The 23,208-nt window shown below is 63.1% G+C and carries 22 protein-coding genes; 13 read left to right on the top strand and 9 right to left on the bottom strand.

Features of this window, described 5'->3' with window-relative positions:
• Positions 1-67 precede the first annotated feature (67 nt).
• Positions 68-859, top strand: a complete 792-nt coding sequence (locus EN804_RS19755; protein ID WP_127279695.1) for an alpha/beta fold hydrolase — start codon at positions 68-70, stop codon at positions 857-859.
• A 28-nt stretch (positions 860-887) separates the two neighbouring features.
• On the opposite strand, the gene EN804_RS19750 is transcribed toward EN804_RS19755, so the two are convergent.
• Positions 888-1,871, bottom strand: coding sequence for a hypothetical protein (locus EN804_RS19750; protein WP_127279696.1), 984 nt, complete (start codon positions 1,869-1,871; stop codon positions 888-890).
• 287 nt (positions 1,872-2,158) lie between these two features.
• Here EN804_RS19750 and EN804_RS19745 point away from each other — a divergent pair, with 287 nt between their 5' ends.
• Positions 2,159-2,716, top strand: a complete 558-nt coding sequence (locus EN804_RS19745; RefSeq protein ID WP_127870048.1) for a GNAT family N-acetyltransferase — start codon at positions 2,159-2,161, stop codon at positions 2,714-2,716.
• A gap of 2 nt (positions 2,717-2,718) precedes the next feature.
• Here the strand turns inward: EN804_RS19745 and EN804_RS19740 are convergent, their stop codons facing one another.
• The 3 genes from EN804_RS19740 to EN804_RS19730 all read right to left on the bottom strand — a co-directional run bounded on the left by EN804_RS19740 (position 2,719) and on the right by EN804_RS19730 (position 6,755).
• Positions 2,719-3,756 carry a P1 family peptidase gene (locus tag EN804_RS19740; protein ID WP_135920909.1) on the bottom strand — a complete coding sequence of 346 codons (1,038 nt, stop codon included), beginning with the start codon at positions 3,754-3,756 and terminating at the stop codon, positions 2,719-2,721.
• Position 3,757: 1 nt separating this feature from the next.
• Positions 3,758-4,942, bottom strand: coding sequence for an MFS transporter (locus tag EN804_RS19735; protein ID WP_135920907.1), 1,185 nt, complete (start codon positions 4,940-4,942; stop codon positions 3,758-3,760).
• Positions 4,943-5,090: 148 nt separating this feature from the next.
• Positions 5,091-6,755, bottom strand: coding sequence for a Na/Pi cotransporter family protein (locus EN804_RS19730; RefSeq protein ID WP_127278337.1), 1,665 nt, complete (start codon positions 6,753-6,755; stop codon positions 5,091-5,093).
• Between the two features lie 378 nt (positions 6,756-7,133).
• Here EN804_RS19730 and EN804_RS19725 point away from each other — a divergent pair, with 378 nt between their 5' ends.
• The 3 genes from EN804_RS19725 to rpoD all read left to right on the top strand — a co-directional run bounded on the left by EN804_RS19725 (position 7,134) and on the right by rpoD (position 12,048).
• The gene (locus EN804_RS19725; RefSeq protein WP_135916345.1) at positions 7,134-7,514 is read left to right on the top strand and encodes an RcnB family protein; all 381 of its coding nucleotides are present in this window, start codon (positions 7,134-7,136) and stop codon (positions 7,512-7,514) included.
• Between the two features lie 141 nt (positions 7,515-7,655).
• Positions 7,656-9,596, top strand: a complete 1,941-nt coding sequence (gene dnaG / locus EN804_RS19720) for a DNA primase (RefSeq protein ID WP_127870053.1) — start codon at positions 7,656-7,658, stop codon at positions 9,594-9,596.
• A gap of 427 nt (positions 9,597-10,023) precedes the next feature.
• Positions 10,024-12,048, top strand: coding sequence for an RNA polymerase sigma factor RpoD (gene rpoD, locus EN804_RS19715; RefSeq protein ID WP_127278332.1), 2,025 nt, complete (start codon positions 10,024-10,026; stop codon positions 12,046-12,048).
• Positions 12,049-12,107: 59 nt separating this feature from the next.
• On the opposite strand, the gene EN804_RS19710 is transcribed toward rpoD, so the two are convergent.
• Positions 12,108-13,166 carry a TauD/TfdA family dioxygenase gene (locus EN804_RS19710; RefSeq protein ID WP_135920905.1) on the bottom strand — a complete coding sequence of 353 codons (1,059 nt, stop codon included), beginning with the start codon at positions 13,164-13,166 and terminating at the stop codon, positions 12,108-12,110.
• Between the two features lie 281 nt (positions 13,167-13,447).
• On the opposite strand from EN804_RS19710, the gene EN804_RS19705 reads away from it, so the two are divergent.
• The 5 genes from EN804_RS19705 to EN804_RS19685 all read left to right on the top strand — a co-directional run bounded on the left by EN804_RS19705 (position 13,448) and on the right by EN804_RS19685 (position 16,512).
• Positions 13,448-13,741 (top strand): GYD domain-containing protein, encoded by a 294-nt coding sequence (locus EN804_RS19705; protein WP_127280454.1) that lies wholly within the window; start codon positions 13,448-13,450, stop codon positions 13,739-13,741.
• Positions 13,742-13,865: 124 nt separating this feature from the next.
• Positions 13,866-14,132, top strand: coding sequence for a DUF333 domain-containing protein (locus EN804_RS19700; protein ID WP_135920903.1), 267 nt, complete (start codon positions 13,866-13,868; stop codon positions 14,130-14,132).
• Between the two features lie 78 nt (positions 14,133-14,210).
• On the top strand, positions 14,211-15,275 hold the full coding sequence (locus tag EN804_RS19695; RefSeq protein ID WP_135916348.1) for a DMT family transporter: 1,065 nt from the start codon (positions 14,211-14,213) through the stop codon (positions 15,273-15,275).
• A 3-nt stretch (positions 15,276-15,278) separates the two neighbouring features.
• Complete coding sequence (locus tag EN804_RS19690; RefSeq protein ID WP_135920901.1) at positions 15,279-15,659, top strand: DCC1-like thiol-disulfide oxidoreductase family protein; 381 nt, start codon at positions 15,279-15,281, stop codon at positions 15,657-15,659.
• A 157-nt stretch (positions 15,660-15,816) separates the two neighbouring features.
• Positions 15,817-16,512: a PadR family transcriptional regulator gene (locus tag EN804_RS19685; protein WP_135920899.1), complete on the top strand. Its 696-nt coding sequence runs from the start codon at positions 15,817-15,819 to the stop codon at positions 16,510-16,512.
• Positions 16,513-16,593: 81 nt separating this feature from the next.
• Here the strand turns inward: EN804_RS19685 and EN804_RS19680 are convergent, their stop codons facing one another.
• A complete protein-coding gene (locus EN804_RS19680; protein WP_127280449.1) occupies positions 16,594-16,854 on the bottom strand; it encodes a YiaA/YiaB family inner membrane protein in 261 nt (86 codons plus the stop codon).
• A gap of 156 nt (positions 16,855-17,010) precedes the next feature.
• Entirely contained in the window at positions 17,011-17,595 is a 585-nt protein-coding gene (locus EN804_RS19675; protein WP_246693455.1) for a PspA/IM30 family protein, read from the bottom strand.
• Positions 17,596-17,776: 181 nt separating this feature from the next.
• Here EN804_RS19675 and EN804_RS19670 point away from each other — a divergent pair, with 181 nt between their 5' ends.
• A complete protein-coding gene (locus tag EN804_RS19670; RefSeq protein WP_135920897.1) occupies positions 17,777-18,418 on the top strand; it encodes a TetR/AcrR family transcriptional regulator in 642 nt (213 codons plus the stop codon).
• Between the two features lie 44 nt (positions 18,419-18,462).
• Positions 18,463-18,756, top strand: coding sequence for an HlyU family transcriptional regulator (locus EN804_RS19665; protein WP_127278827.1), 294 nt, complete (start codon positions 18,463-18,465; stop codon positions 18,754-18,756).
• Between the two features lie 37 nt (positions 18,757-18,793).
• Here EN804_RS19665 and EN804_RS19660 read toward each other — a convergent pair whose 3' ends face one another.
• Complete coding sequence (locus tag EN804_RS19660; protein WP_135920895.1) at positions 18,794-19,681, bottom strand: hypothetical protein; 888 nt, start codon at positions 19,679-19,681, stop codon at positions 18,794-18,796.
• A 94-nt stretch (positions 19,682-19,775) separates the two neighbouring features.
• A complete protein-coding gene (locus tag EN804_RS19655; protein ID WP_127278825.1) occupies positions 19,776-20,810 on the bottom strand; it encodes a class I SAM-dependent methyltransferase in 1,035 nt (344 codons plus the stop codon).
• Positions 20,811-21,096: 286 nt separating this feature from the next.
• Here EN804_RS19655 and EN804_RS19650 point away from each other — a divergent pair, with 286 nt between their 5' ends.
• A complete protein-coding gene (locus tag EN804_RS19650) occupies positions 21,097-23,103 on the top strand; it encodes an EAL domain-containing protein (RefSeq protein WP_135916354.1) in 2,007 nt (668 codons plus the stop codon).
• Positions 23,104-23,208: the final 105 nt, after the last annotated feature.

Below are 23,208 nucleotides of genomic sequence, written 5' to 3'. Positions count from 1 at the left end.
GTAATATCACCAAAATCCGGCCACGGCTACGCTTTGCCTCATTCACCGTTCCAAAAGGATTTTCATCATGAGTGAGCTGAATTTCGTGACTGTCGGCGACGGCACGCGCATCGCCTATCGCTTCGACGGCGACGCCGGAAAGCCGGTGCTGGTGCTGTCCAACTCCATCGCCACCACGCTGCATATGTGGGATGGGCAGGTCGGCGAACTGTCCAGGCATTTCCGCGTTCTGCGCTACGACTTTCGTGGTCATGGCGGGTCGAGCGCGCCAGTCGGCGCCTATTCCCTCGACCGGCTTGGCCGCGACGTGATCGAACTCATCGATGCGCTCGGCCTCGGGCGCGTGCATTTTCTCGGCCTGTCGCTGGGCGGTTTCGTCGGGCAGTGGCTCGGCGTTCATGCGCCCGAGCGGATCGACCGGCTGATCCTGAGCAACACCTCGTCTCACCTTTCGCCAGCAAGTTATTTCGACGAGCGGATTGCCGTCGTGCGGCAGGCGCCGGACATGTCGGAAACGGCCGAAGTGTTTCTCAACAACTGGTTCCCGGCGGACATGGTGGCGGCCAACGAACCCGTCATCGAGGAATTCCGCGCTATGCTGCTTGCGATCGACCGGCAAGGCCTGGCCGGCCTGTTCGCGGCGGTTCGTGATGCCGATCTTCGCCGCACCATCGCGCTGATCTCCCGGCCGACGCTGGTGATCGCCGGCGAGCACGACACGGTGACGGCGGCGAGCCATAGCGAGCTGATCGCGGCCGCGGTGCCCGGCGCGAAGCTCGTCGTGCTGCCCGCGGTCCACTTGTCGAACGTGGAATACCCCGCTGAGTTCATGAAGGCCGTGCTCGATTTCCTGCACTAAGCCGGTGCAGGGCGCCGTGGGTACCGTCTCACGGCTCCTTGCAGATCGGCAGTGGCTGCGCAGGTGGCGCGGGATGATCCTGCTTATATTGGGCGATGACAGGCTCGAGGGTTTTTCGCGGCCAGAATTTCGGCGTACCGATCTCCTTCAGGCAGGATGCGTTCCAGTAGGTGCCTGAAGCGGAATGGCCGCTCGCAATGGCGGCGATGTCGCGCGATTCCGGGTAGATGTAGAGCGTCGTCGGATTGTCCTTCACCATCGAGATGAGTTGCCTGGCATCGGCCGGGGACCAACTGGTGCAGCCATTGCTGCGGCCGCCGGCATAGTCCACCAGCTTGCCGAACGGCACCATGCCGTCGTGGTCGGCATAGGCGCTGTTCGGGGTCTTGCGCATGCACATGGTGCGCAGCACCTGCGCCGCGTGGCCGCCGATCACGCGCTGCCTGGCGTTGGCGGCCTCGCCTTCGCCGTCGAACTGGATGAAAGTGCGCTGGAAAGCCACGTCCTGTTTCGCGCCGGTGCGATAAAAGCCCTTGAACGAGGTTTTCGCTTCGCGGGTCATGTAGGCGCCGCCGGCGGTCAGTTCCGAATCCATGGCGTTGCCGAAGTTCTTGGCGCAGCGCCTGCCGTTCGAAAAGTTCACGGTGCCTTTCAGGTTCCGGCCGCCGCCATGGCCCGCCGAAATCGCGCGAAACGACTGGCTGGCTTCGCACACGACATAGTAGCGGCGTCCCAGCACGCCATTGCCGAGATCGCCGGGACGGGTGGCGTCCATGGCGAAATAGCAGGGGTTCCGGACGGCGCCCTGCGCCACCTTCTGCAGGTAAAGCGAGCGCGCCCGCTCCAGCACCACTTGTGAAATCTGGCCGTCGGCGTTGCCGACGTGGGCCTGCAGCCAGGCGGGAACGGCCGATGGCGCGGCAAAGGATCGGGCCGATGCCGTCAGGGCAATGACGACGACGAGGAGGCCGAGGAGCGTAACGACACCCAACGGGACAGATCTCAACCGCACCGGACCCATTCTCCTGTCGAAGCCGTTCGTGATTCCCCACGATGAATCACCCAAGCACAATCATAAAACGCCGCGCGCCATCAGGCGAAACACATCTTGTTTAGCGCGCCGGCAAGTATGCGCGAAAAGCCGAGGGAGACGCGCAACCAGCCATGCCGGCCCAAGGCGGCTGTGGAAGCCTGAAAAACGTCCCCCCGATTTTCGATCCGCCGAGATCCGCTTTCAGGCGGCTTGAGCGCTCTGCTGTCCAAGGGTATGCCTGCTTCGTTTTTCAGGAAGCATCGACCATGATCGAGATCGTCAAACCCGCGCTCGAACATCTGCCGTCCTACAAGGCGGCGCTCGAACGCGGCTGGTCGCCGGACAATGTGCGGCTCATGGAGGCAACACGCGCGGAGCTTGCGGCGATCGACGAGGACCCCATGGCATTCCTCGCCAGCCTCGACGATCCCGAGGCCAAGGGGCCGCCCATCGCCTTGCCAGACGGCACACAAGTGCCACGCCTGCCGGGTTTCCGCCGCTGGATCTGGGACGGCGAGGCGTCGGGCTCGATCGGCTTTCGCTGGCAGAAGGGCACGGCGGAACTGCCGCCGCACGTGCTTGGCCATATCGGTTATGCCGTGGTGCCGTGGAAGCGAAAGCGCGGCTACGCCACCGAGGCGGTGAGGCTGATGCTGGACGAGGCGAGGGCGGTCCGCCTGCCCTATGTCGAGCTCACTGCCAAGCCGGGCAATCCGGCCTCGCACAAGGTGATCCTGGCCAATGGCGGCAGACTCGTCGAGCGCTTCTTCGAGGACGCCGCCTATGGCGGGGTAGAGAGCCTGCGGTTCCGGATCGATTTGTAAGCCTATCGCCTTTCAACCTGATCGCCGAACCAGTCGGCGAGCGATGCGCGGTGCGTGCCGGCCCGGCCGGTGAAAGCGTCGGCGGAAAGCATGGAGTTCAGCACCGCCTCCTGCGTCGCTTCCGCCGCCGCCCTGAAAAGAATGTCGATGCGCGCTTCGTTGAGCGCGAGCAGCGGCACCAGATCGCGGTTTTCATCATGGTCGATCAGGCTGCCGGTGCTGAAGGCGATGGCGATGTCCCCGCTGCCATTGCCCCAGAAGGAGCCAAGCCTGGCGATGCCGGCCCCGGTGCGGTGCGCCACGCGCTCGAGCTGGCGGTGTTCGAGCGGCACATCCGTCGCCAGAACGATCATGATCGAGCCGCGTTCGGGCTCGGCGTGCCGCCTGGGATCGGGCCGGCGCCCGTCGGGCAGGACGAGGTCGCCGGGCCTGCCGAAATTCGACAGGACCAGAACGCCAAGATGATGTCCGCCGCCAAGCGCGATCTTCCTGGAGGCCGAGCCGATGCCGCCCTTGAAGCCGAAGCAGCTCATTCCCGTTCCGGCGCCGACATTGCCCTGTTCGACGGCGCCCTCACGCGCATCGGCGAGCGCGGCAAGGGCATGCTCCTCCGATATCGCCAGGGCTTGGATGTCGTTCAGCGGGCCGTCATTGCACTCACCGACCACCGGATTGACGGTTCCGGTGGTGCGGCCGATATCGGGGTTCTGGCGGATGGCGTCACGGATCAGCGCCGTGGCGCAGATGCCGACCGAGAGCGTGTTGGTCAGGAGAACAGGCGTCTCGATGGTGCCGAGTTCCTGCACCTGCATCAGCCCGATGGTCTTGCCGAAGCCGTTGATGACATGGCTTGCCGCCGTCACCTTTTTGCGGAACAGATTTCCGCCATGCGGCAGGACCGCGGTCACGCCGGTGTTGATGTCGCCGTCGCGCAGCGTGCAGTGACCGACGCGCACGCCAGGCACATCGGTGATCGCATTGTGCGTGCCCGTCGGCAAGGTGCCGCAGGTCAGGCCGAAATCAGCGACAGTCCTTGCCATGTTATTCGGCGGCCACCGGTACCGGCGGGCTGATGTCGCTGCGCCGTTCCCAGAGGTGGGAAATGACAGCCACGATGACGGCAACCGCCATCGCGAAGGCGCCAACAACCGGCAGGCTGCGATAGCCGTAGCCGGCATTGAGCATGGCTGCTCCGAGCGACGCGGCCAAAGCGATGCCGATATTGAAGCCGGACGGGATGAGCGAAGCGGCGAGACCGGAGGCATCCGCCGTCCAGGCCAGGATGCGGGTCTGGATGGGGGTGCCGATGGCGAAGTTGAGACCGCCCCAGACGATGATCGCGACAACCATCGGCAGGGGGTAGGGGCTGACGAGATAGATGATGGCCAGCGTCACCGCCTGCAGGGCGAGCATGGAGATCAGCGACGGCATCAGTTTCCAGTCGGACAGTTTGCCGCCGAGGAAGACGCCAAGCGTGGCGCCGACGCCGTTGAGCAGCAGCACCCAGGGCACCAGGTTTTCGTCGAGCCCTGTGACCTCCAGCAGCGTTGGGGTGATGTAGGTGAACAGGCAGAACTGGCCGAGCATCAGCATCAGCATCAGGATCAGCGAGGTCCAGACCTGCTGGCGCGCCAGCACCCGGACCTCGCTGGCAAGGCTCGCCGACTTGGCCTGATATCCGGTAGCGCGCGGCAACAAAGCCGCCATGGCAAGAGTTGCCGCCACGCCCAGTGCGCCCATCACCCAGAATGTCGCGCGCCAGCCCCAGATGTTGCCGATGGCGGTGCCCGCCGGCACACCGATGACGTTGGAGACGGTGAGGCCCGACAGGATGACGGCCACCGCCATGCCGCGCTGATCCTCGCGCACCAGGCCGACGGCAACCACCATGGCAACGCCGAAATAGGCGCCATGCGCGACGGCCACGGCAATGCGCAACAACAGCATGGAGGTGAAGTCGGGCGCCAGCGCACAGGCCACCTGGCCGAGCGTGAAGGCGACAGCGAGGCCGAGCAGCAAGGCCTTGCGCGACAGGCTCTTGGTGGCGAGCGCCAGCAGCGGACCGCCGATGGCGATGCCGCAGGCATAGCCGGAGACGAGGTAGCCGGCGGAAGGAACTGAAACGCCAAGCCCTTGCGCCACCTGCGGCAGCACGCCGGCGATGACGAATTCGGTGGTGCCGAAAGCGAAAGCGGCGATGAACAGGGCGATGAGCGGCAGCGACATGAAAAACAAACCCTCGAAATGGAAGGCTCAAACCATGGATGGCCGTGGCGGGCAATCCAGAAATTTTTGTCGCCGGTTTAGGTTTTCTTGAGCGGGGTGCGGCGATGAAGCGCCAAACTCCCCCACGAGGGGGAGATTGGCAACTTTGTCAGCTCGCCTTCAGTCTGGATCCAAAAAGCAGGCCGCGCTCTTCCAGCACGGGATAGGCCATCGACGCCAGCAGCGAGTTGATCTGCTTCAGGTCGCGGATGGTATCGAGGTGGATCGAGCTGGTTTCGACGCTTCTGGCGGTGCCTTCGCGCAGGCGCAGGAAATGGCTGGCGCTGGTTTCCTTCTCGCGGTCACGCAGCCGGTCCTTCTCCAGCACGAGCTGGCGAGCGGTCTCGGGGTCTCGCGACACCAGCACGTTGAAGGCAAGACGGGCATTGGCCAGCACCGAGCCATGGAAGGCGCACAACTCGCTCCAGCCTTCGTCGGTGAATTCCAGGCCGCGCTCGAATTTCTTCTTCACATGCACAAGCATGTTCCGCACGATGATGTCGCCGACCTGCTCGAGCTTGACACAGGCGCCGATCAGCTCCTGGCAGCGCAGCGCCTCGTCTTCGGTCATCGGGTTCCTGGTCACCTTTGCGAGGTAGAGCTTTATGGCCGCGTGCCTGCGGTCGACACGGTCGTCGAGGGCCGCCAGCGCCTTGATCTTGTCCGAGTCGGCGTCCTCATAGAGTTCGATGATGCGCTTGAGCATGATCTCGACCGTCTCGCAGACCCGCACCACCTCGCGTGTGGCGTTGGCCAGAGCCTGGCTCGGCACATCGAGCGCGCTTTCGTTGAGCGCCGACAGTTCGACAACCTCGAGCGTGGCGGCCGGCGCCGGCTTGGCGCCGAGGGCCACGATCCTTTCGGAGGCTCGGTAGACCAAACCGGCCAGCGGCAGGCCGGCGAGCAGGATGATCACATTGAACAGGATATGGGCGTTGACGATCTGATCGGCCGCCGTCGAGCCGAGGAAGGCGACATGCGGCCGGAAGATCATGAACAGGATCAGCATGACCAGCGAGCCAAGCCCGCGCATCAGGAGGTTGCCGACCGGCACGACACGGACTTCGGGGCTGGCCGAGCGTGTCAGCATCGGCGCGATCAGCGACGAACCGAGATTGACCCCGAGGATAAGGACGAGGCCGAGTTCAGGGCTGATCAGGCCGCGGCCGGCCAGCGTCGCCATCAACAGCACCGCCGCGATGCTCGACTGGAACAGCCAGGTGATCATTGCCGCCAACAGGTAGGCGGTGATGGAATCGCTGGAGAAATAATTGAGGATGACCGGCAGCAACTGGCTGTTGCGCAGCGGCTCGGACGCCTGGCCGATCATTTCCAGGGACAGGATCAAGAGGCCGATGCCGACCAGGATGCGGCCGGTCTGTCGCCAGTCGCGCCGCTCGGTGGCCATGAACATCACCGTGCCTGATATCAGGCAGAGCGGTACCAAGAGCGTGAGGTCGAAGGTCAGCAGCTTGACCACCAGAGCAGAGCCGATCTCGGCGCCCCGTACCGCCAACTGGCCGGCGGCGCCCGAGACGATGCCGGAACCGGCGAAGGAGCCGACCAGCAGCGTGACCGCGGTCGAGCTTTGCAGCGCGATCGCGAGGCCGGTGCCGGCCAGCACCGCCATGATCGGGTTGCGCATGGTGGCGCGCAGGCGATGACGCAGCACGTCGCCATAGGCGCGCTCGACGCCGGTCTTGACCATGCGGGTGGCAAACAGCATCAGCGCGACGGCGCCGGCCAGATGCAGGAGGACGACGGAACCGCTCATCGCGGCGCCTGCATGCGTGCATGGCGCTCGCTGCGGCCGGCATGGCGACGGGGGGAGAAGGCGAGGGTACGAATCATGGTCATGACAGCCTTGGAATATAGCCGGAATATTTTAGCCGAATAATAAAAATTTGTCGATTTCAAGGGGCCGCCGCGAGGCGACAGCCGGTGTCGGAAAATGGACGGGTCAGCAAACGGTTGCACCGGCTTGAGCGGGGATCGGCCGGATCTGCGATGTTTTGGGGCCGATCTTTGTGATGATGTTCAAATCTTTTTTGTAAGCAGAGGAATTCATTACACAATTGTAATGCTGGCGTTCAGTTTCGGTTCATCCCCTGGCCGTTATCCCTCCTGGCATCGACAACCAAGGAGACTTCTGATGAAACGCATTGTTCTTTCCGCCCTCGCTTTCTCGATGCTGGCCGCCACCTCGCTTGCCGGCCAGGCAGCGCCGATGAACGCGCCAGTGGCGCCGCAGTCGAACTACACCAAGGTCGACTGGCAGAAGCCTACCCACCGGGACGCCAAGAAGCGCGTCATCCAGAAGCGGTTCGTCCAGAAGAAGGTGGTCGTGAAGCGGAACAACTGGCGCAATGGCCAGAAATATTCCGGCTGGAGGCGGCACCAGCCGATCCGCGACTATGGCCGCTATGGCCTGCATCGTCCCGGCCGCGGCCAGGAATGGATCCGCGTCGGCAATGACTATGTGCTGGTCGGCATCCTCTCCGGCGTCATCTTCGGCGCGCTTGCCGCGCAGTAAGTCGGCGCAAACCTGACTGACAGGGAAGGGCAGCCTGCAATGGCCGCCCTTCTTTTTGCCCTGTGGAAACCGGGTATGGCCTCTATTGGGGGTCGTCTGAAATCGCGGGCATGATTATATGGTGGCGAAACGAGTTCCCCGATGCGCTTTCCGCCCGCCTTCCTCGACGAGATACGCGACCGTGTGCCGATTTCACAGCTTATCGGCCAGCGCGTGGCGTGGGATCGCAAGAAGACCAACGCATCGCGCGGCGACTATTGGGCGTGCTGTCCGTTCCATGGCGAGAAGAGCCCGTCCTTCCACTGCGAGGACAAGAAGGGGCGCTATCACTGTTTCGGCTGCTCGGTCTCGGGTGACCATTTCAAGTTCCTGACCGAACTCGAAGGACTGAGTTTTCCCGAGGCGGTCGAGAAGATCGCCGACATGGCCGGCGTGCCGATGCCGGTCCGCGACGAACGGGAGGAACAACGCGAGAAGGAACGCGCCAGCCTGACCGATGTCATGGAGATGGCGACCGCCTTCTTCCAGGAGCGCCTGCAAGGGCCGGAGGGCGCCAAGGCCCGCGCCTATCTCAGGGATCGTGGGCTGACGCCGGCGACACAGCAGTCGTTCCGGCTCGGCTTCGCGCCCGACAGCCGCAATGCGCTGAAGGAGCATCTGGCGGCCAAGGGTGTGCCGAAAGCCGATATCGAGGCCTGCGGGCTGGTGCGCCATGGCGACGACATTCCGGTCTCCTATGACTGGTTCCGCGACCGCATCATGTTCCCGATCCCGGATTCGCGCGGCAAGATCATCGCCTTTGGCGGCCGCGCCCTGGCCCCCGATGCGCTCGCCAAATACATGAACTCGCCCGACACCGAGCTCTTCCACAAGGGCAATGTGCTCTACAATTTCGCCCGCGCCCGCAAGGCCTTGGCGAAAGGCGGCACTGTTATCGCCGTCGAAGGCTATATGGACGTGATCGCGCTGGCGCAGGCGGGGTTCGAGAATGTCGTGGCGCCGCTCGGCACCGCGCTCACGGAAAACCAGCTCGAATTGTTGTGGCGCATGGCGCCGGAGCCGATGCTGTGCTTCGACGGCGACAAGGCCGGGCTGAAGGCGGCATGGCGGGCAGCCGACATGGCGCTGCCGTCAGTGCAGGCGGGACGCTCGGCGCGCTTCGCGCTGCTGCCGGAAGGCAAGGACCCCGACGATCTGGTCAAGGCCGAGGGGCCTGACGCCTTCCGCGCCGTGCTGGCCGATGCGCGGCCTCTGGTCGACCTGTTGTGGATGCGCGAGACGGCGGGCGGCGTCTTCGACACGCCGGAGCGGCGTGCCGAACTCGAGAAGACGCTGCGCGAACTGACCAGCCGCATCCGCGACGAAAGCCTGCGCTACCACTACCAGCAGGAGATGCGCGAGCGGGTGCTGAGCTTCTTCGGCTCCCAGCGCAATGCGCGGCAAGGTCGTCAGGATGGCGGCCGGCCCGGTCAACGCGGCCAGGGCAAGCCCGCGCCCGGCGGCCAATTCGCCAAGGCCGGTGGCGGCCGCATGCCGATCACCGAAAGCCTCGGCCAGTCGGCGCTGGTCAGGCGCGGCGAGGGGATGTCGGTGCGCGAGGCGACGATCATCGTGGCACTGGTCAACCACCCGGCACTGATCGACGAGAATTTCGCCCATGTCGAGTTCCTCGACCTCGCCAATTCCGACCTGACGCGGCTGCACGCCGCCATTCTCGACGCGATGGCGCATGACATGGCCAATGACCGCCACGCCGTGGTGGCGACGATCGAACGCGCCGGCTGCGCCGAGATCTGGGAGCGCGCCGTCGGCCTGATCAAGCGGGCGCGGCAATGGCCGGCGCTGGAGACGGCGGCCCTCGAGGATGCCCGCGACGCTCTGAACCAGGCGTTGCACTTGCAGCGCAGCGCGCGCACCTTACATAAGGAGCTGAAACAGGCGGAAGCGGCCCTCGAAGCGGATCCTTCGGACGAAAACTTCCGCCATCTGATCGAAATTCAGGCGCAATTTCAGGATGTACAAGCGACGGAAGCGCTGATCGAAGGATTCGGCGTTTCGTCGGGCAGAGCTGGGCGAGCCTAAGTGCAGCTGAGTGCGGGAATGAAGGCGCGGCCACGCTTCCCTTGGGGGCGAGGCGCGCTAAGTCGGGTAATTGATTCGCTTTTTTCATGCGAATCATGCCAGAGGCGCTTGACCTTCGGACAGAATGGCGGAATCAGGACGATTCGAAACGTTAACCCGCACCCGCATCGACGGGAAACAAGCGATGCAAGGTACTTGATCACTGGACAGGCGGCCCGCCTGCCACAGATATTAGGGTTAATCTGGACTTAATGTATGCCGCCCAAGAGTGGAACCCGGTTTTGGGGCAACGGCATGCACCAAACAAAAGAGTGGATGCAGCTCATGGGCCGGGTAAAGCGCGTTTAGAAAAACGGGCGTATCCGATTTGACTGGTCCGACAGCTTACGCGGCCCCGATGGCCAGCCGCTAGGAGAAGATAAAGACTATGGCGACAAAGGAAAAGGAAGAGGTCGAGACCGAACGCGAAGGCGCCACCGATGGGCCCTTGCTCGACCTTTCCGATGATGCTGTCAAGAAGATGATCAAGGCCGCCAAGAAGCGCGGCTATGTCACCATGGACGAGCTGAATTCGGTGCTGCCTTCCGAGGAAGTGACCTCCGAGCAAATCGAGGACACGATGGCGATGCTGTCCGACATGGGCATCAACGTCGTCGAGGATGACGAGCAGGGCGAAGAGGCCGAGGCGGGCGACACGGCCGCCGATGCCGAGGAAGACGCCAACGAGCTGGCCGAGCAGACCGGCACCGCCGTCGCCGCCACCACGACCAAGAAAGAGCCGACCGACCGCACCGACGATCCGGTGCGCATGTATCTGCGCGAAATGGGTTCGGTCGAGCTCCTGTCGCGCGAAGGCGAAATCGCCATCGCCAAGCGCATCGAGGCCGGCCGCGAGACCATGATCGCGGGGTTGTGCGAAAGCCCGCTGACCTTCCAGGCCATCATCATCTGGCGCGACGAGCTCAACGAATCCAAGATCCTGCTGCGCGAGATCATCGATCTCGAAGCCACCTATGCCGGCCCCGAAGCCAAGCAGGCCCCCGTTGTCGAACGCATCGAGGAAGCGCCCAAGGCCGAGGAAAAGCCGCGCCGCGGACGCGACGATGAAGACGACGTCACCAATGTCGGCGCCGACACGCGCGGCATCGGCGACGACGACGAGGAAGACGAGGACGAGGCGAGCCTGTCCCTGGCGGCGATGGAAGCGGAACTGCGCCCGCAGGTGATGGAGACGCTCGACGTCATCGCCGACACCTACAAGAAGCTGCGCAAGCTGCAGGACCAGCAGGTCGAGAACCGTCTGGCCGCCGCCGGTACTTTGTCGCCCAGCCAGGACCGCCGGCTGAAGGAACTGAAGGACCAGCTGATCAAGGCGGTGAAGTCGCTGTCGCTCAACACCGCGCGCATCGAGGCGCTGGTCGAGCAGCTCTACGACATCAACAAGCGCCTGGTGCAGAACGAGGGCAAGCTTTTGCGCCTCGCCGAAAGTTATGGCGTGCGCCGCGAGGAGTTCCTGAAGGAATATCAGGGCTCCGAGCTCGATCCGAACTGGACGCGTTCGATCGCCAATCTGACCTCGCGCGGCTGGAAGGAATTCACCAAGAACGAGAAGGATGCGATCAAGGACCTGCGCGCCGAGATCCAGCACCTGGCCACCGAAACGGCGATCTCGATCCTGGAATTCCGCAAGATCGTCAACCAGGTGCAGAAGGGCGAGCGCGAAGCCGCGATCGCCAAGAAGGAAATGGTCGAGGCCAATCTGCGCCTCGTCATCTCCATCGCCAAGAAATACACCAATCGCGGCCTGCAGTTCCTCGACCTGATCCAGGAAGGCAATATCGGCCTGATGAAGGCGGTCGATAAGTTCGAATACCGCCGCGGCTACAAGTTCTCGACCTACGCGACATGGTGGATCCGGCAGGCGATCACGCGTTCGATCGCCGACCAGGCACGCACCATCCGCATCCCGGTGCACATGATCGAGACGATCAACAAGATCGTGCGCACCTCGCGCCAGATGCTGCACGAGATCGGCCGCGAGCCGACGCCGGAAGAACTGGCCGAAAAGCTCGCCATGCCGCTCGAAAAAGTGCGCAAGGTCTTGAAGATCGCCAAGGAGCCGATCTCGCTCGAAACGCCTGTCGGCGACGAGGAGGATTCGCATCTGGGCGACTTCATCGAGGACAAGATGGCGATCCTGCCGATCGACGCGGCGATCCAGGCCAATCTGCGCGAGACCACCACGCGCGTTCTGGCCTCGCTGACGCCGCGCGAGGAGCGCGTGCTCAGAATGCGCTTCGGCATCGGCATGAACACCGACCACACGCTGGAAGAAGTCGGCCAGCAGTTCTCGGTCACCCGCGAGCGTATCCGCCAGATCGAAGCCAAGGCGCTGCGCAAGCTCAAGCATCCGAGCCGCAGCCGCAAGCTGCGCAGCTTCCTGGACAGCTGAGTTCATTTTTGTCGCGAAGAGTTAAGGGCGCCGGTTGGCGCCCTTTTTCGTTTCAGGCGTCAAAGCAACGGCACGTTCAGCCGCGCGCCCTTGATGATAATGCCGCCCCGGTCGCCGATCTCGATGGAGCCATAACGCTGCCTGAAGCAGTCCGGCAGCGGACGGTCGCCGGGGACCGACAGCCACAGGCGCAGCATATGACGCCGCTTGGCCGGATCCGGCCAATCGCGAAAGCCCGTGCGGTCGTGAAGCAGCGAATGATTGTAGACGAAGTGCATGTCGCCGGGCCGAAGCCGCATCGACAGGTTTAGCAGGGGATCATTGGCGAGGCTGTCGAAGAGATCCAGCGCTTCGACATGGGCGGCGGTGAGGCGCATGGCATCGGGAAAGCGTTGCGCGCTGTCGATGTACTGGCGCTGATAGATGCCGGTCAGCAGTCCGGCATGCCAGTTGAGCACCGGGATTTCGAAATAGGGCTTTTGCCCTTCCGGTATTTCGCCGCGCCGGTCGGTGGCGATCGGATCAAACAGCATGCGGACGAGATCAGGCCGTCTTTTTCGCATCTCGTTGTAGATCGTCACCGTGCTGACCAGCAGGGACTCGCCGCCTTGCATGGCGTCTTGCAGGCAAAGCAGGCCGACGACATCGGCGGAATCGGTGTGAAATGTCTGGCGCTCCGCCGTCTGGTAGATGCGCGTCCTGGTGTCCCTGGCGTCGGCGCCGATGTCGCGGACATGGCCGAGGATATGGCCCTGGGCATTCTGGGACCGCGCGCTACCCAGATGGGCGCCAACCCCGCAGAAGATCGTTGCCGCCATCTCGGCGGAATATCTTTCGACCGGGAGACCGCGCAGCACCTCGAAGCCAATACCGGCAATCAGTTTTTCGCGAACCGCGGCAAGATGGCAGTCAAGCCGGGGCAAAGGGAAATCAGCCTGGGTCAGACCGCCGATATCATGCGAGCCGGCAAGGAAGCTGGTTGCGGCGGCTTCCAACTCGGCTACGTCCTGCGGCTCCAGTTCGACGAGCCATGTCTCGGTGTGCCTGGCCATGTCCTCACCAGTCCACGCGGCGGGAATGTCGATCTGTACCGGTGGCAGGTCTGTTGTCTCGCGCATGAAGCTCTCCGGCGGCTGGACGGGCCTCGGACGTTTTGCCGGGCTGACGCCACGACGGAGATTGCCGCAATCAAGCGGGTTTTCAAACAGGGCTTCAACTGGCCGCGCTCACTGCAATGGGGCCGGCGCGGTAGTGCTTGCAGGACGTCGGCAGCGGGAGGATAATCCGACGTCGGATGCATTTTTCGGGCGACAACCCCGGAAGCCCGCCCCGGTCGAGACCGTGTCGACAGACCAACGGCCTCGTTGCCGTGCTCCGTGGCCCCGGAGGGAGGTGTGCCATGACAAGCTACATCGTGCTGATGAACTGGACCGAGCAGGGCGCCAAAAATTTGCGCGAGTCACCGAAGCGGCTCGACGCCGCCAGGAAGCAATTGGGTGAGATGGGTGGATCGTTCAAGGCGTTCTACCTGACCATGGGCGAGTACGACATGGTGGCGGTGGTCGAGGCGCCCGACGACGCGATCCTGGCGCGTTTCTCGCTGATGCTGGCGGCAGCCGGCAACATCAGGACGCGGACGATGAAGGCCTTCCCCGAATTCGCCTATCGCGAGATCATCACCTCACTTGGATAATGAGGTTTCCGACGGCCGGATCAGGTGCCGCCTCAACGGCACCTGATCCGGCGTTCCGACAAATTCGACATCTGCCTCGGGACAGGGCGCCTCGCCATGGTAGACGCGGCCAGGAGAGATCGCGATGAACATTCTTTCGACACCGGCCATCGGCCTTGCCTTGATATCCATGATGCTCGTCGATGCCGGCGCCGCGCAAAAAACGGTCGCCATGGCCAATCCGGCATCGGTCCATTGCGGTGCGATCGGCGGCCGCTTCGTGGTCAGGAAGGACAAGGCCGGCAACGAATACGGGTTTTGCCGCTTGCCCAATGGTCGCCTGTGCGAGGAGTGGGCGCTGTTTCGCGACAACAAATGCGTCGGGCCGAAGGCGGCGATGCATCGGAACTGACGCATCGGTTGGACAGCGGCGCAAGCCGTGTCGTGCGGTCCGTCGATGACATGGCGCGCCGCCGTGATAGGGTGAGCCATGTCCGAAGCACAGTCCCATTCGCATCTGTGGCCAGGCGTGCCGCTTGCCCTTGGCTCGGCCGCCTTGTTCGGCGCGACGCCGCCGCTGTCCAAATTGCTGCTCGGCAGCGTCAGCCCGTTCATGCTGGCGGGTCTGCTGTATCTCGGCGCCGGCATTGGCCTGGCGCTCTACCGGCTCTTGCGCGGCAGGCAAGCCGGCGCCGGCGAAGCGCGCCTGGCCGCCGGGGATATTCCGTGGCTGGCGCTGGCGATCGGCATGGGCGGCATCGTCGGACCGGTGCTCCTGATGTTCGGCCTCACCCTCAACACGGCGTCCAGTTCCGCCCTGCTGCTCAATCTGGAGGGGCTGGCGACGATGGCCATTGCCTGGCTCGTCTATCGCGAGAATGTCGACCGGCGCCTGCTTTTCGGCGCCTTCGCCATCCTGGCGGGCGCGCTGCTGCTGTCCTGGGCGGGGCAAGGCATTGCCTTCAATCTTGGCGCATTGCTTGTCGCGGGGGCCTGCCTGGCATGGGGCCTGGACAACAATTTCACCCGCAAGATATCAGCGGCCGATCCGGTGGCCATCGCCATGCTGAAGGGGTTGGTGGCGGGCGCCGCCAATGTCGGGCTGGCGCTCGCCTCCGGCGCGGCGTTTCCGGCCGCGACCACGGTGATGGCCACGGCCGCGGTCGGTTTCTTCGGCATCGGCGTCAGCCTCGTCATGTTCATCCTCGCGCTGCGGCATCTCGGCACGGCACGCACGGGAGCCTACTATTCGCTCGCTCCCTTCATCGGCGCGTTGCTGGCGATCCTGATGCTGGGCGATGCCGTCACGCTCAAGCTCGGCATTGCGGGCCTCCTGATGGGGGTTGGCCTGTGGCTGCATCTGTCCGAGCGTCATGATCACGAGCACGACCACGAAGCGCTCGAACACGAGCACAGCCATGTGCATGACGAGCATCACCAGCATCATCATGACGGGCCGGTCAGCGAGCCGCATTCGCACTGGCACCGGCATGCGCCGCTGCGTCACAAGCATCCGCACTATCCCGACCTGCACCATCGGCACGATCACGGCTGACCGATGCCAGGGCCAGCGCTGACCGTCTGGTACAACACGCGCTGCCCGGTCTGCGATGCCGGCATCAGCCGGCAGAAGCGGCGGTTGATCGAGGCGGTCAAGGCCGGGCGGATCGAGTTCCGTGATATCAACCTGGAGCCCGATGCGCTGTCGTCGCATGGCGCCTCGCTGGAGGACATCCGCCGCCGGCTGCATGCGACCGATGCCGAGGGTGGATTGCTCGTTGGCGCCGACGTCGCGATCGCGGTCTGGCTGGCAACGCCGGGCGAGGGCTGGCTGGCGAGCCTGTTCGGCAATCGGCTCGTGCTGCCGCTGACCCGCCTTGCCTATGATCGCTTCGCCGATCTGCTCTACGCCTGGAATCGGCGCAAGGCCCGCTGGTAGCCTCCCTCCACACTATCCAACCCAGCCGGGCCTGACGCGTCGACGCCATGGATGTCGCTTGGCTCATGGCCAGATACATCGTAAGATATATCTTGACTCAGCAGTTTGGTGTGCCTAATTAAGATATATCGTAAGATAGAACTCAAGGAGCAATCAAATGCACAAGCACAATTTCGGGCACAATCACTCAGACCATCGTAATTTCGGCGAGCGCATGTTCATGCACATGGCCGGCAAGTTCGGTGGCAGAGGCGGCGGCGGCTTCGGTCCGTTCGGGGGCAGGGGCGGCGGGCGCGGTGGCCCGGGCGACTTCTTTCGCGCCGGGCGGATGCTCGCCGATGGCGACCTCAAGCTGATCACGCTGTCGCTGCTGGCCGAAGCGCCGCGCCATGGCTACGACATCATCAAGGCGCTGGAGGAGCGCACCAGCGGCATCTACAGTCCGAGCCCTGGCGTGGTCTACCCGACGCTGACCTTCCTGGAAGAGGCCGGTTATGCCGTCTCGTCGATCGAAGGCAACAAGAAGGTGTTTTCGATCACCGAGGCCGGGCAGGCGCATCTGGCCGACAACCGCGAGATGATCGACGGCGTGCTCGAACACCTCGAACGCTTCGGCCGCAAGATGGCCAAGGCGCGCGACTGGTTCGGCTGGAACGATGATGGCGAGGACCGTCGCGGCGGCCGTGGCGGTCGTGGCGAACGCTCGGAAACGCGTGACGAATTCCGCGCCATCCGCCACCGGCTGCGCGCGGCGCTCGGCGACATCGTCGATGCCCCTGCCGAAAAGCAGGCCGAGGCGATCGCCATTCTCGAAGCCGCCGCCGAAGCGCTGGAAGCGCTTACACACCGCTGAGCCAGCAAGACCGGATCTTGCCAGTTAGACCGCAAAAAAGCCCGGGGAGACCCGGGCTTTTGTCGTGGGGCCATGCCGGCATCATTCCTTGCCGACATATTCGCTGATCAGCTTTTCGTTGCGCGCCTTTTCGATCTTGGCGGTGGTCTCGGCGGAGATACGCTCGTCGGTGCGATACTTGACCAGGTTCACCAGGCTGCCGGTGAGCAGCAGGATGCCCATGCCCCAGTAGCCCTTGGTCGACAGGTCGACGGGCGCCAGCCACAGCGACAGGCCAAGCATGAAGTAGGCGGCGCCGACCGAGACGGTGTTGAACATGATGTAGGTCTGGTTGCTGTTCATTGTCGTGTTTCCTTTGATTGATTGGATCGAAGTCGGGTTTGATGTGGTCAGGTCCAAGGCCTTCAGTTGATGGTCTTCAGGCGTTCCAGCACGTCCTTGGCGCGCACTTTCACCGCCGGGCCGTGCCCGGCGTCGGCAAGGCGGTCGCGGATCGCGTCATGACGCAGCTCGCCGTCGATCTCGTCGAGAATGCCGGCCTCCTCGAACGGATCGCTGGCTCCCTTGGATGCGGGCTAAAAGCTCCTCGGCGTCGTTGAGGCTCGCCGAATGGCCGATCGACCTGACGAGGCGCGACTGCGCCTTGCGCTCGGCATCGATGGCCCGGGCCGAGATCATGCCTTGGTTGAGGTCGATGATGCGGCGGTGCGCCCGCTCCACCGAAACGCGCATCCGCAAGGTCTTTTCGCCAAGGCTATGAACCGTGGCACGGCGGACCTCGCGTTCATTTTCCAGTTCGGCGATGGCCGCGGCACCGCTTTTGGCCAGCCCGTTGTTGCCGGCAGCCAGTGCGCTGATCGTGCGTGTCTCCAAGTCGGCGTGGCGGCGGTCGAGATGGTCGAGGCCGGCCTGCTCGGCACGTTGGCGCACGATCAGTGAGGCAAGCGTCTGCTTGGCGGCGGCAAGTCCCGTCTCGGCATCGCGAATGCGCTGTGCCAGAAGGTCGGTGGCGAAGCGATCCTTCAGGCCGTCCTCGGCCCGTGCGCTCGCGCCGTCGAGCAATGTTCTGATCAGGCTAAGCATGGTTCTTCTCCCTTCGAAGTTTCTGTGAACAATGTTCACGATGCCAACGTAACAGGAAATGAACACTGTTCAAGAGCTTTTTTGAACGCTGTTCACGATGCGCGGCATATGGTAAACGAAGCGGCATCGGGGTCGCGAACAGCAGGCCATCCGCAAGGCGCGCTCATTCAGAAGGAAAAGCATGGCACTGGACAAGGAAGAGGCGGGCGAGCGGGTGCTGGCCATTGCCGAGACGCTGCTCAACGAAGGCGGCATGGACAATCTGAAGGCCAGGACCATCGCCGAACAGGCGGGCATCTCGGTCGGCTCGGTCTACAATCTGTTTTCCGATCTCGACGGTGTGCACCGCGCCGTCAACATGCGGCTGCTCGACCGGCTGGGTGTCGCGGGGGCGGCGGCGATGGCCGACCTTGGCAGGCGCGGCATCACCGACGTGCGCCAACGGCTGATGGCACTGGCCGGCGCCTATGTGCGCTTCGTCGAGGCTCATCCCGGCAGCTGGCCGGCGCTGCTTGCCTTCAACAGGCGGCGTCCGGTGCTGACCGAGCCCGATGTCTATGAGGCGCGGCTCGACCAGTTGTTCGAGATCATCGCCAGTGTCCTTGCCGATGGCGGCTTCGATCTCGACGAGGACACGCGCCGGATCGCCGCGCGAACCCTCTGGTCAAGCGTGCACGGCATCGTCACCAGCGGTTATGCGGCCAGGTCCGTGCGCCGGCAGGCGGACGAGATCGACCAGCAGATCGCGCTCCTCGTCTCTGTCTTCATCAGGGGGCTGGAACGAGGCGGCACATTCGCGCATGCTGGGAAAACAACGTCGTGAATCGCATACCGACGGCGGTCGCAGGCGACAAGGAGATTTGAGCGATGTCTTTTCTGAAACGTCTTTTCGGCGGCGGTGGCGGCGAAGCGGCCGAGCCTGCAAGTGCCGCGCCCGCCAAGCAGGTCGAACACAAGGGGTTCACGATCAGCGCCACGCCCTACAAGACCGAGGGCCAGTACCAGACCTGCGGCGTCGTCTCCAAGGAGGTCGATGGCGTGGTGAAGGAGCACAAATTCATCCGCGCCGATCGCTTTGCCGGGCTGGACGACGCCGTCGACATCTCGATCAAGAAGGGCATCCAGCTGGTCGACGAACAGGGCGAGCGAATTTTCGGCTAGGGCACAAGACGCGCCATGCCTTACCGAAGCAGATGCATCAGTTCGTCCGGGATTGAGTGACCGCCGGCGCGGGAGCAACCGTCGGCGTCGGTGCGGCCGTCGCCGGGGGAGTGGCCTTGGCCTCAGATCCACCAATGACATAGCCCGGCTCTTCCGAGTACGAATAGACCTTCGTTACGATGCCTGATTTGAGCGCTTCAGCGTCCCAGACGTTATATAGGCCCTGCGGTGTTGCCAGCCCCATCATGGCGAACACATCGGCGCTGTTGAGGCCCATTTCGTCGAAATAATCTGACATCATCTGCTTCAGCGCCGGATCAGCCACCGTCGAAATTTCATCGAGATTTCTTCTGCCGTTGTGCATTCGGGGTTTGTTCCGGCCGTTCGTTATCTGATGGACGGCGATACGGGCAGTGGCAGCCGCGGCGCGAACCCGGCCTCCGGCCAAGGCCCATGGGCAAGCCGAGAAACAGTACGCCCCGCCAGAATGAACTTCCCCTTCCGACCAGCCGTCCTTAACGATCTTTTCCGGACAGCGCGGAACCAGCATCGGGCAGCCATTCAACTGCGTCCTGCCTATCGCGGTTTCGAGGTTGGCGTCCCGGATCATGTGCCCGATCGCAAGCGCCGCATCCACGTTCCCGCCGCCGGACTGAAACACGATCGGAAGTCTCTGGCCCTTCAGACTCCGCAGAAACTTCTCAAATTGTCTATCTGTATCAGGTTTAATGATACCTTCTGCGGATATCCATTGAATGCAGCTTACATTGCAATCGCCGTTCCGAACCAAAATGAAATTCATAGGCCATTCTTCGGGCGCTTTCTGCTTTGCGGCGCCCGACGAGGTGCCAACCAAGGTCAGCGACGCAAGGAAACCTGCGACAATCAAGCGAAAGACTGCCCGCAAGCCCAGGCGAGTTGCCATGATGGAAACCCCCACAAACAAAAGAAGAACCCTCGAGCACTCCGTCTGAAGCGCTCGAGGTCCTTATATCAGCCGGTGTGCGTTCAGGCTGGTATTATCCGCGCTTTTGGATGACGCCGTAGAGCACGTTGCGGTTCTCGCCGAAGTACACCTGCGCCTCGACGGTGTTGCGGTCGACGCTGGCATTGATGATGTTCCACATGTCGACCTCCGACCGCAGCAGCAGCACCCAGTCCATGAACGTTTCCCGGTAGCCGGCGTCAGGAGTGCCCTCGGCGTAGTTCGCAAACAGGAATGTCCCGTTCGGCTTCAGCATCTGCAGGCATGTCTTGGTGAGTTTCACGGCGACATTGTGCTGGAGGTAGTCGTAAAGGCCCGACGCATAGATGAGATCGAACTTGCCGAGCTTTTGGCTCCTGGTGAGCACGGTGCGTACCGAGCCGTCGATGGCCTCGACCGCGGTGCCCTGGAAGTCGCGCGCGATCAGTCCGACGCTCTGGGGATCCTGGTCGAGCGCGACCCAGCGCTTGAGGCGGCCCTCGGCCAATGCGGTCGAACGGTTCGCTTCGCGCAGATGGCCGGCCGCGATCGCCAGGACTTCGGTTTCGGGTCCATTCTTGGCCGCGGTTTCATCGACATAGCGGGTCAGCAGATCGCGGCGTTCCCGTGCCGCGACGCATGACGGAACGTTCTGGGTATGGCTGTAAAGCGCCTTGCCGATCTCCGAGGCGCTTGCCACGCTCTCGGCCACGTGCGGGTCACAATAGATGTAGTCGAGCAACTGCGCGTCGCCGGAATACCCCCTGGGCTTGGTGAAGGACCAATGCGTCAGCGGATCCTCGAGAAAGTACTTCTGGAGCGGGTGGTTCTGCACCAGCGGTATCAAGGCTTGCCACACGTCGGGATGGACCTTGGCACGCAGCGCGTTGAGGAGCGACAGCAGGCGGCGAACGATCTCGGCGGGAGATTTTTGCTGCTCGACCTGTTGCTGTGTCGTCTGGAGGATGAGCGCCAGCTCCGCGCGAGCGGTTTCGAACGCTTCGCCGTGATGCTCGGGCTTTCCGCGACGGAGACCGCCGGCGATCGCCTCCGCGGTAATCAGACTCTGGCCGTCAAAGACAGTTTGCACACCAAGGCTCCATAGTTAACAGTCAGTTAACTTATTGCTTAGAATACTCGATTTGCCAATGTCGGCTCGCGGGCATTTTATCGGTATGATTAATTTCCCGCTAACCATGTCAATTCTTTGAGGTTTTTAAGGAGGGGATTCCGGGTTCGAGTTAACGGAAACTTGTCCTGCATCATTGCATTTGATCGCGCGGCAAGACGTGTCGTGCCCAAGGAGTCGGTCTGCGTTGGGGGCAGAAGCTGCAAAAGAATTCGGAACGCGAGATGCCCTTCAGCCGGGATTCGTCGTGAACGAACGCGCGTCGTCCAGAGTGGCAGATGCGGTGGATTCGGAACCGCACGACCCGCGCCAGGAACTGGGGGCGGCTGAACTTCGCATCCTTTACCGGACGGAAGCCCAGGCGAAGCGAAGAAAGGAGGCCAGGCCGGGCCTTTGGATCGCCGTCGTCATCTATGTCTTGTTTTCGGTATCGGATCTGCTGCTGATACCGGATGTCGCGGCCCTTACGATCACGGCCCGCTTCGCTGTCGGACTGACCGCACTGTTGGTTCTGGAAGCACAGCTTCGCCGGGGAGTCGCCACGGACTGGCTTGACGTGACCTGCGCCGGGGCCATCATCTTCGGTTATCTCGGCTGGCTTGGCCCTGCCTCCATGGGCGCGAACAAGGAAAGCGTCGCCTATTACATGGTCTTCGGCACCATTTTCATGATGAGTGCCAATCTTTTCTTCACGTTCCGGTTCAAAGTGTCGATCATAACGTCGACCATAATTTTGTGCATCTTGTATGTGGTGAACTACTTTCTACCGGCGTCGCTGACATACAAGATGGTATTTGGCACTTTCTACGTTTCGTGCTTCACGTTCACGTCCTATGTGAACTGGAAGCTGAACGAAGAGCGCTACAACGTCTTCCTGAACGCGCTGGAAGCCAAGATCCAGCACAATGAGGCCACCGAGCGCGGCAAGGCCCTGCTCAGGCTGTCGCGGACGGATCCGCTTACAGGTCTGGAGAACCGGCGCGCGATCGACGAGAAACTGCGCGACTACTGGAATGACTGGCAAAAGCTTGGCCATGGTTTTGCGGCGATCCTCATCGACGTCGACTTCTTCAAGAAGTTCAACGACTGCTATGGCCATCAGGAAGGCGATCGTTGCCTGATCCAGGTCGCCAATGCGCTCAGCGAGCTGATCAAGCAATATGACGGCTCCATCGGCCGCTATGGCGGTGAGGAATTCATCGTCCTGGCCCGCATGGGCAGGAAAGACCAGGTCGCGGATCTCGCGGAAGCCATTTGCCGCACGGTCGAGAACCTGGCGATCGCGCACGAGTTGCGGCGGGACGGCATCGCGATCGTGACGGCGAGCGTGGGCGCCGCATTCACCAGGAAGCAGACCGCCGCCAAGCTGGAAAAGATCATCCACGAGGCCGATCGAGCGCTCTATCTGGCAAAAGCCAGCGGCCGAAACTGTGTCCGGCTGTTCGATCCGACCGATCCCCAGAGCAGCGACGAGAGCGAGAACCTGGCGGCTTTGCTGAAGATCGCGATCGGCCAGGATCTCGTTTCGCTCGTCTATCAGCCCATCCAGGACGTCGCGTCGGGCAGGGTCGAGGCCGTGGAGGCGCTGATGCGCCTCAAGATGCTGGACGGCACCCTGGTTCCGCCGAGCCTGTTCATTCCCGTCGCGGAGCGAACCGGCGCCATCCTCGAGCTCGGGCGTTGGGCAATAAGGACGGTGTGCGCCGAGCTCCTGGCGCAGGATCACGTGCGCGTCGTCAGCGTCAACGTCTCGCCGATCCAGCTCAAGACGCCCGGCTTCGCGACATCGGTCGCGACCATTCTGGGCGAGACCGGCGTGACCGGCAACAGGCTGGCCTTCGAGATCACCGAAGGGCTGGAGATGGAGATGCACTCCGACATCCTGCGCTGCATCAGCGACCTGAAGCTGCTCGGGATCAGGATTTGGCTCGATGATTTCGGGACGGGCTTCGCCGGCCTTTCGTGGCTTCGTCTCATCGATTTCGATACGGTCAAGATCGACCGCTCGTTTCTCCACGACTGCGGCACCCCCAAGGGCATGGCGATGCTGCAGGACATCATCGCGCTGGTCAGAAATCGCGGCCACAAAATCCTGGTCGAAGGGGTGGAGACCGAGGAGCAGATGCTCCTCATGCGCCAGTTCGGCATAGACAAGGTCCAGGGCTTTCATGTCGGCCGCCCGGCTCCGGCCGCGATTTTCCAGGCCAAACGGGCCGTTCAAAAACGGCCGTTCACGGTCCTCAAGTCGGCGTGACGCCGAAGCAGGCGGTGGCTTGACCGGCCATTGGCCCGTCAAGCCCGCGTGTTTCTGGCCGCGATTGCCGTCCGGTCGTGCCTACAGCATGTCGCGGCGAATAGG

Origin of the sequence: Mesorhizobium sp. M8A.F.Ca.ET.161.01.1.1 (assembly GCF_004792105.1) — a bacterium.
In the GTDB taxonomy this organism is placed as follows: Bacteria; Pseudomonadota; Alphaproteobacteria; order Rhizobiales; family Rhizobiaceae; genus Mesorhizobium.
This window is presented reverse-complemented; position numbering and strand designations above follow the sequence as displayed.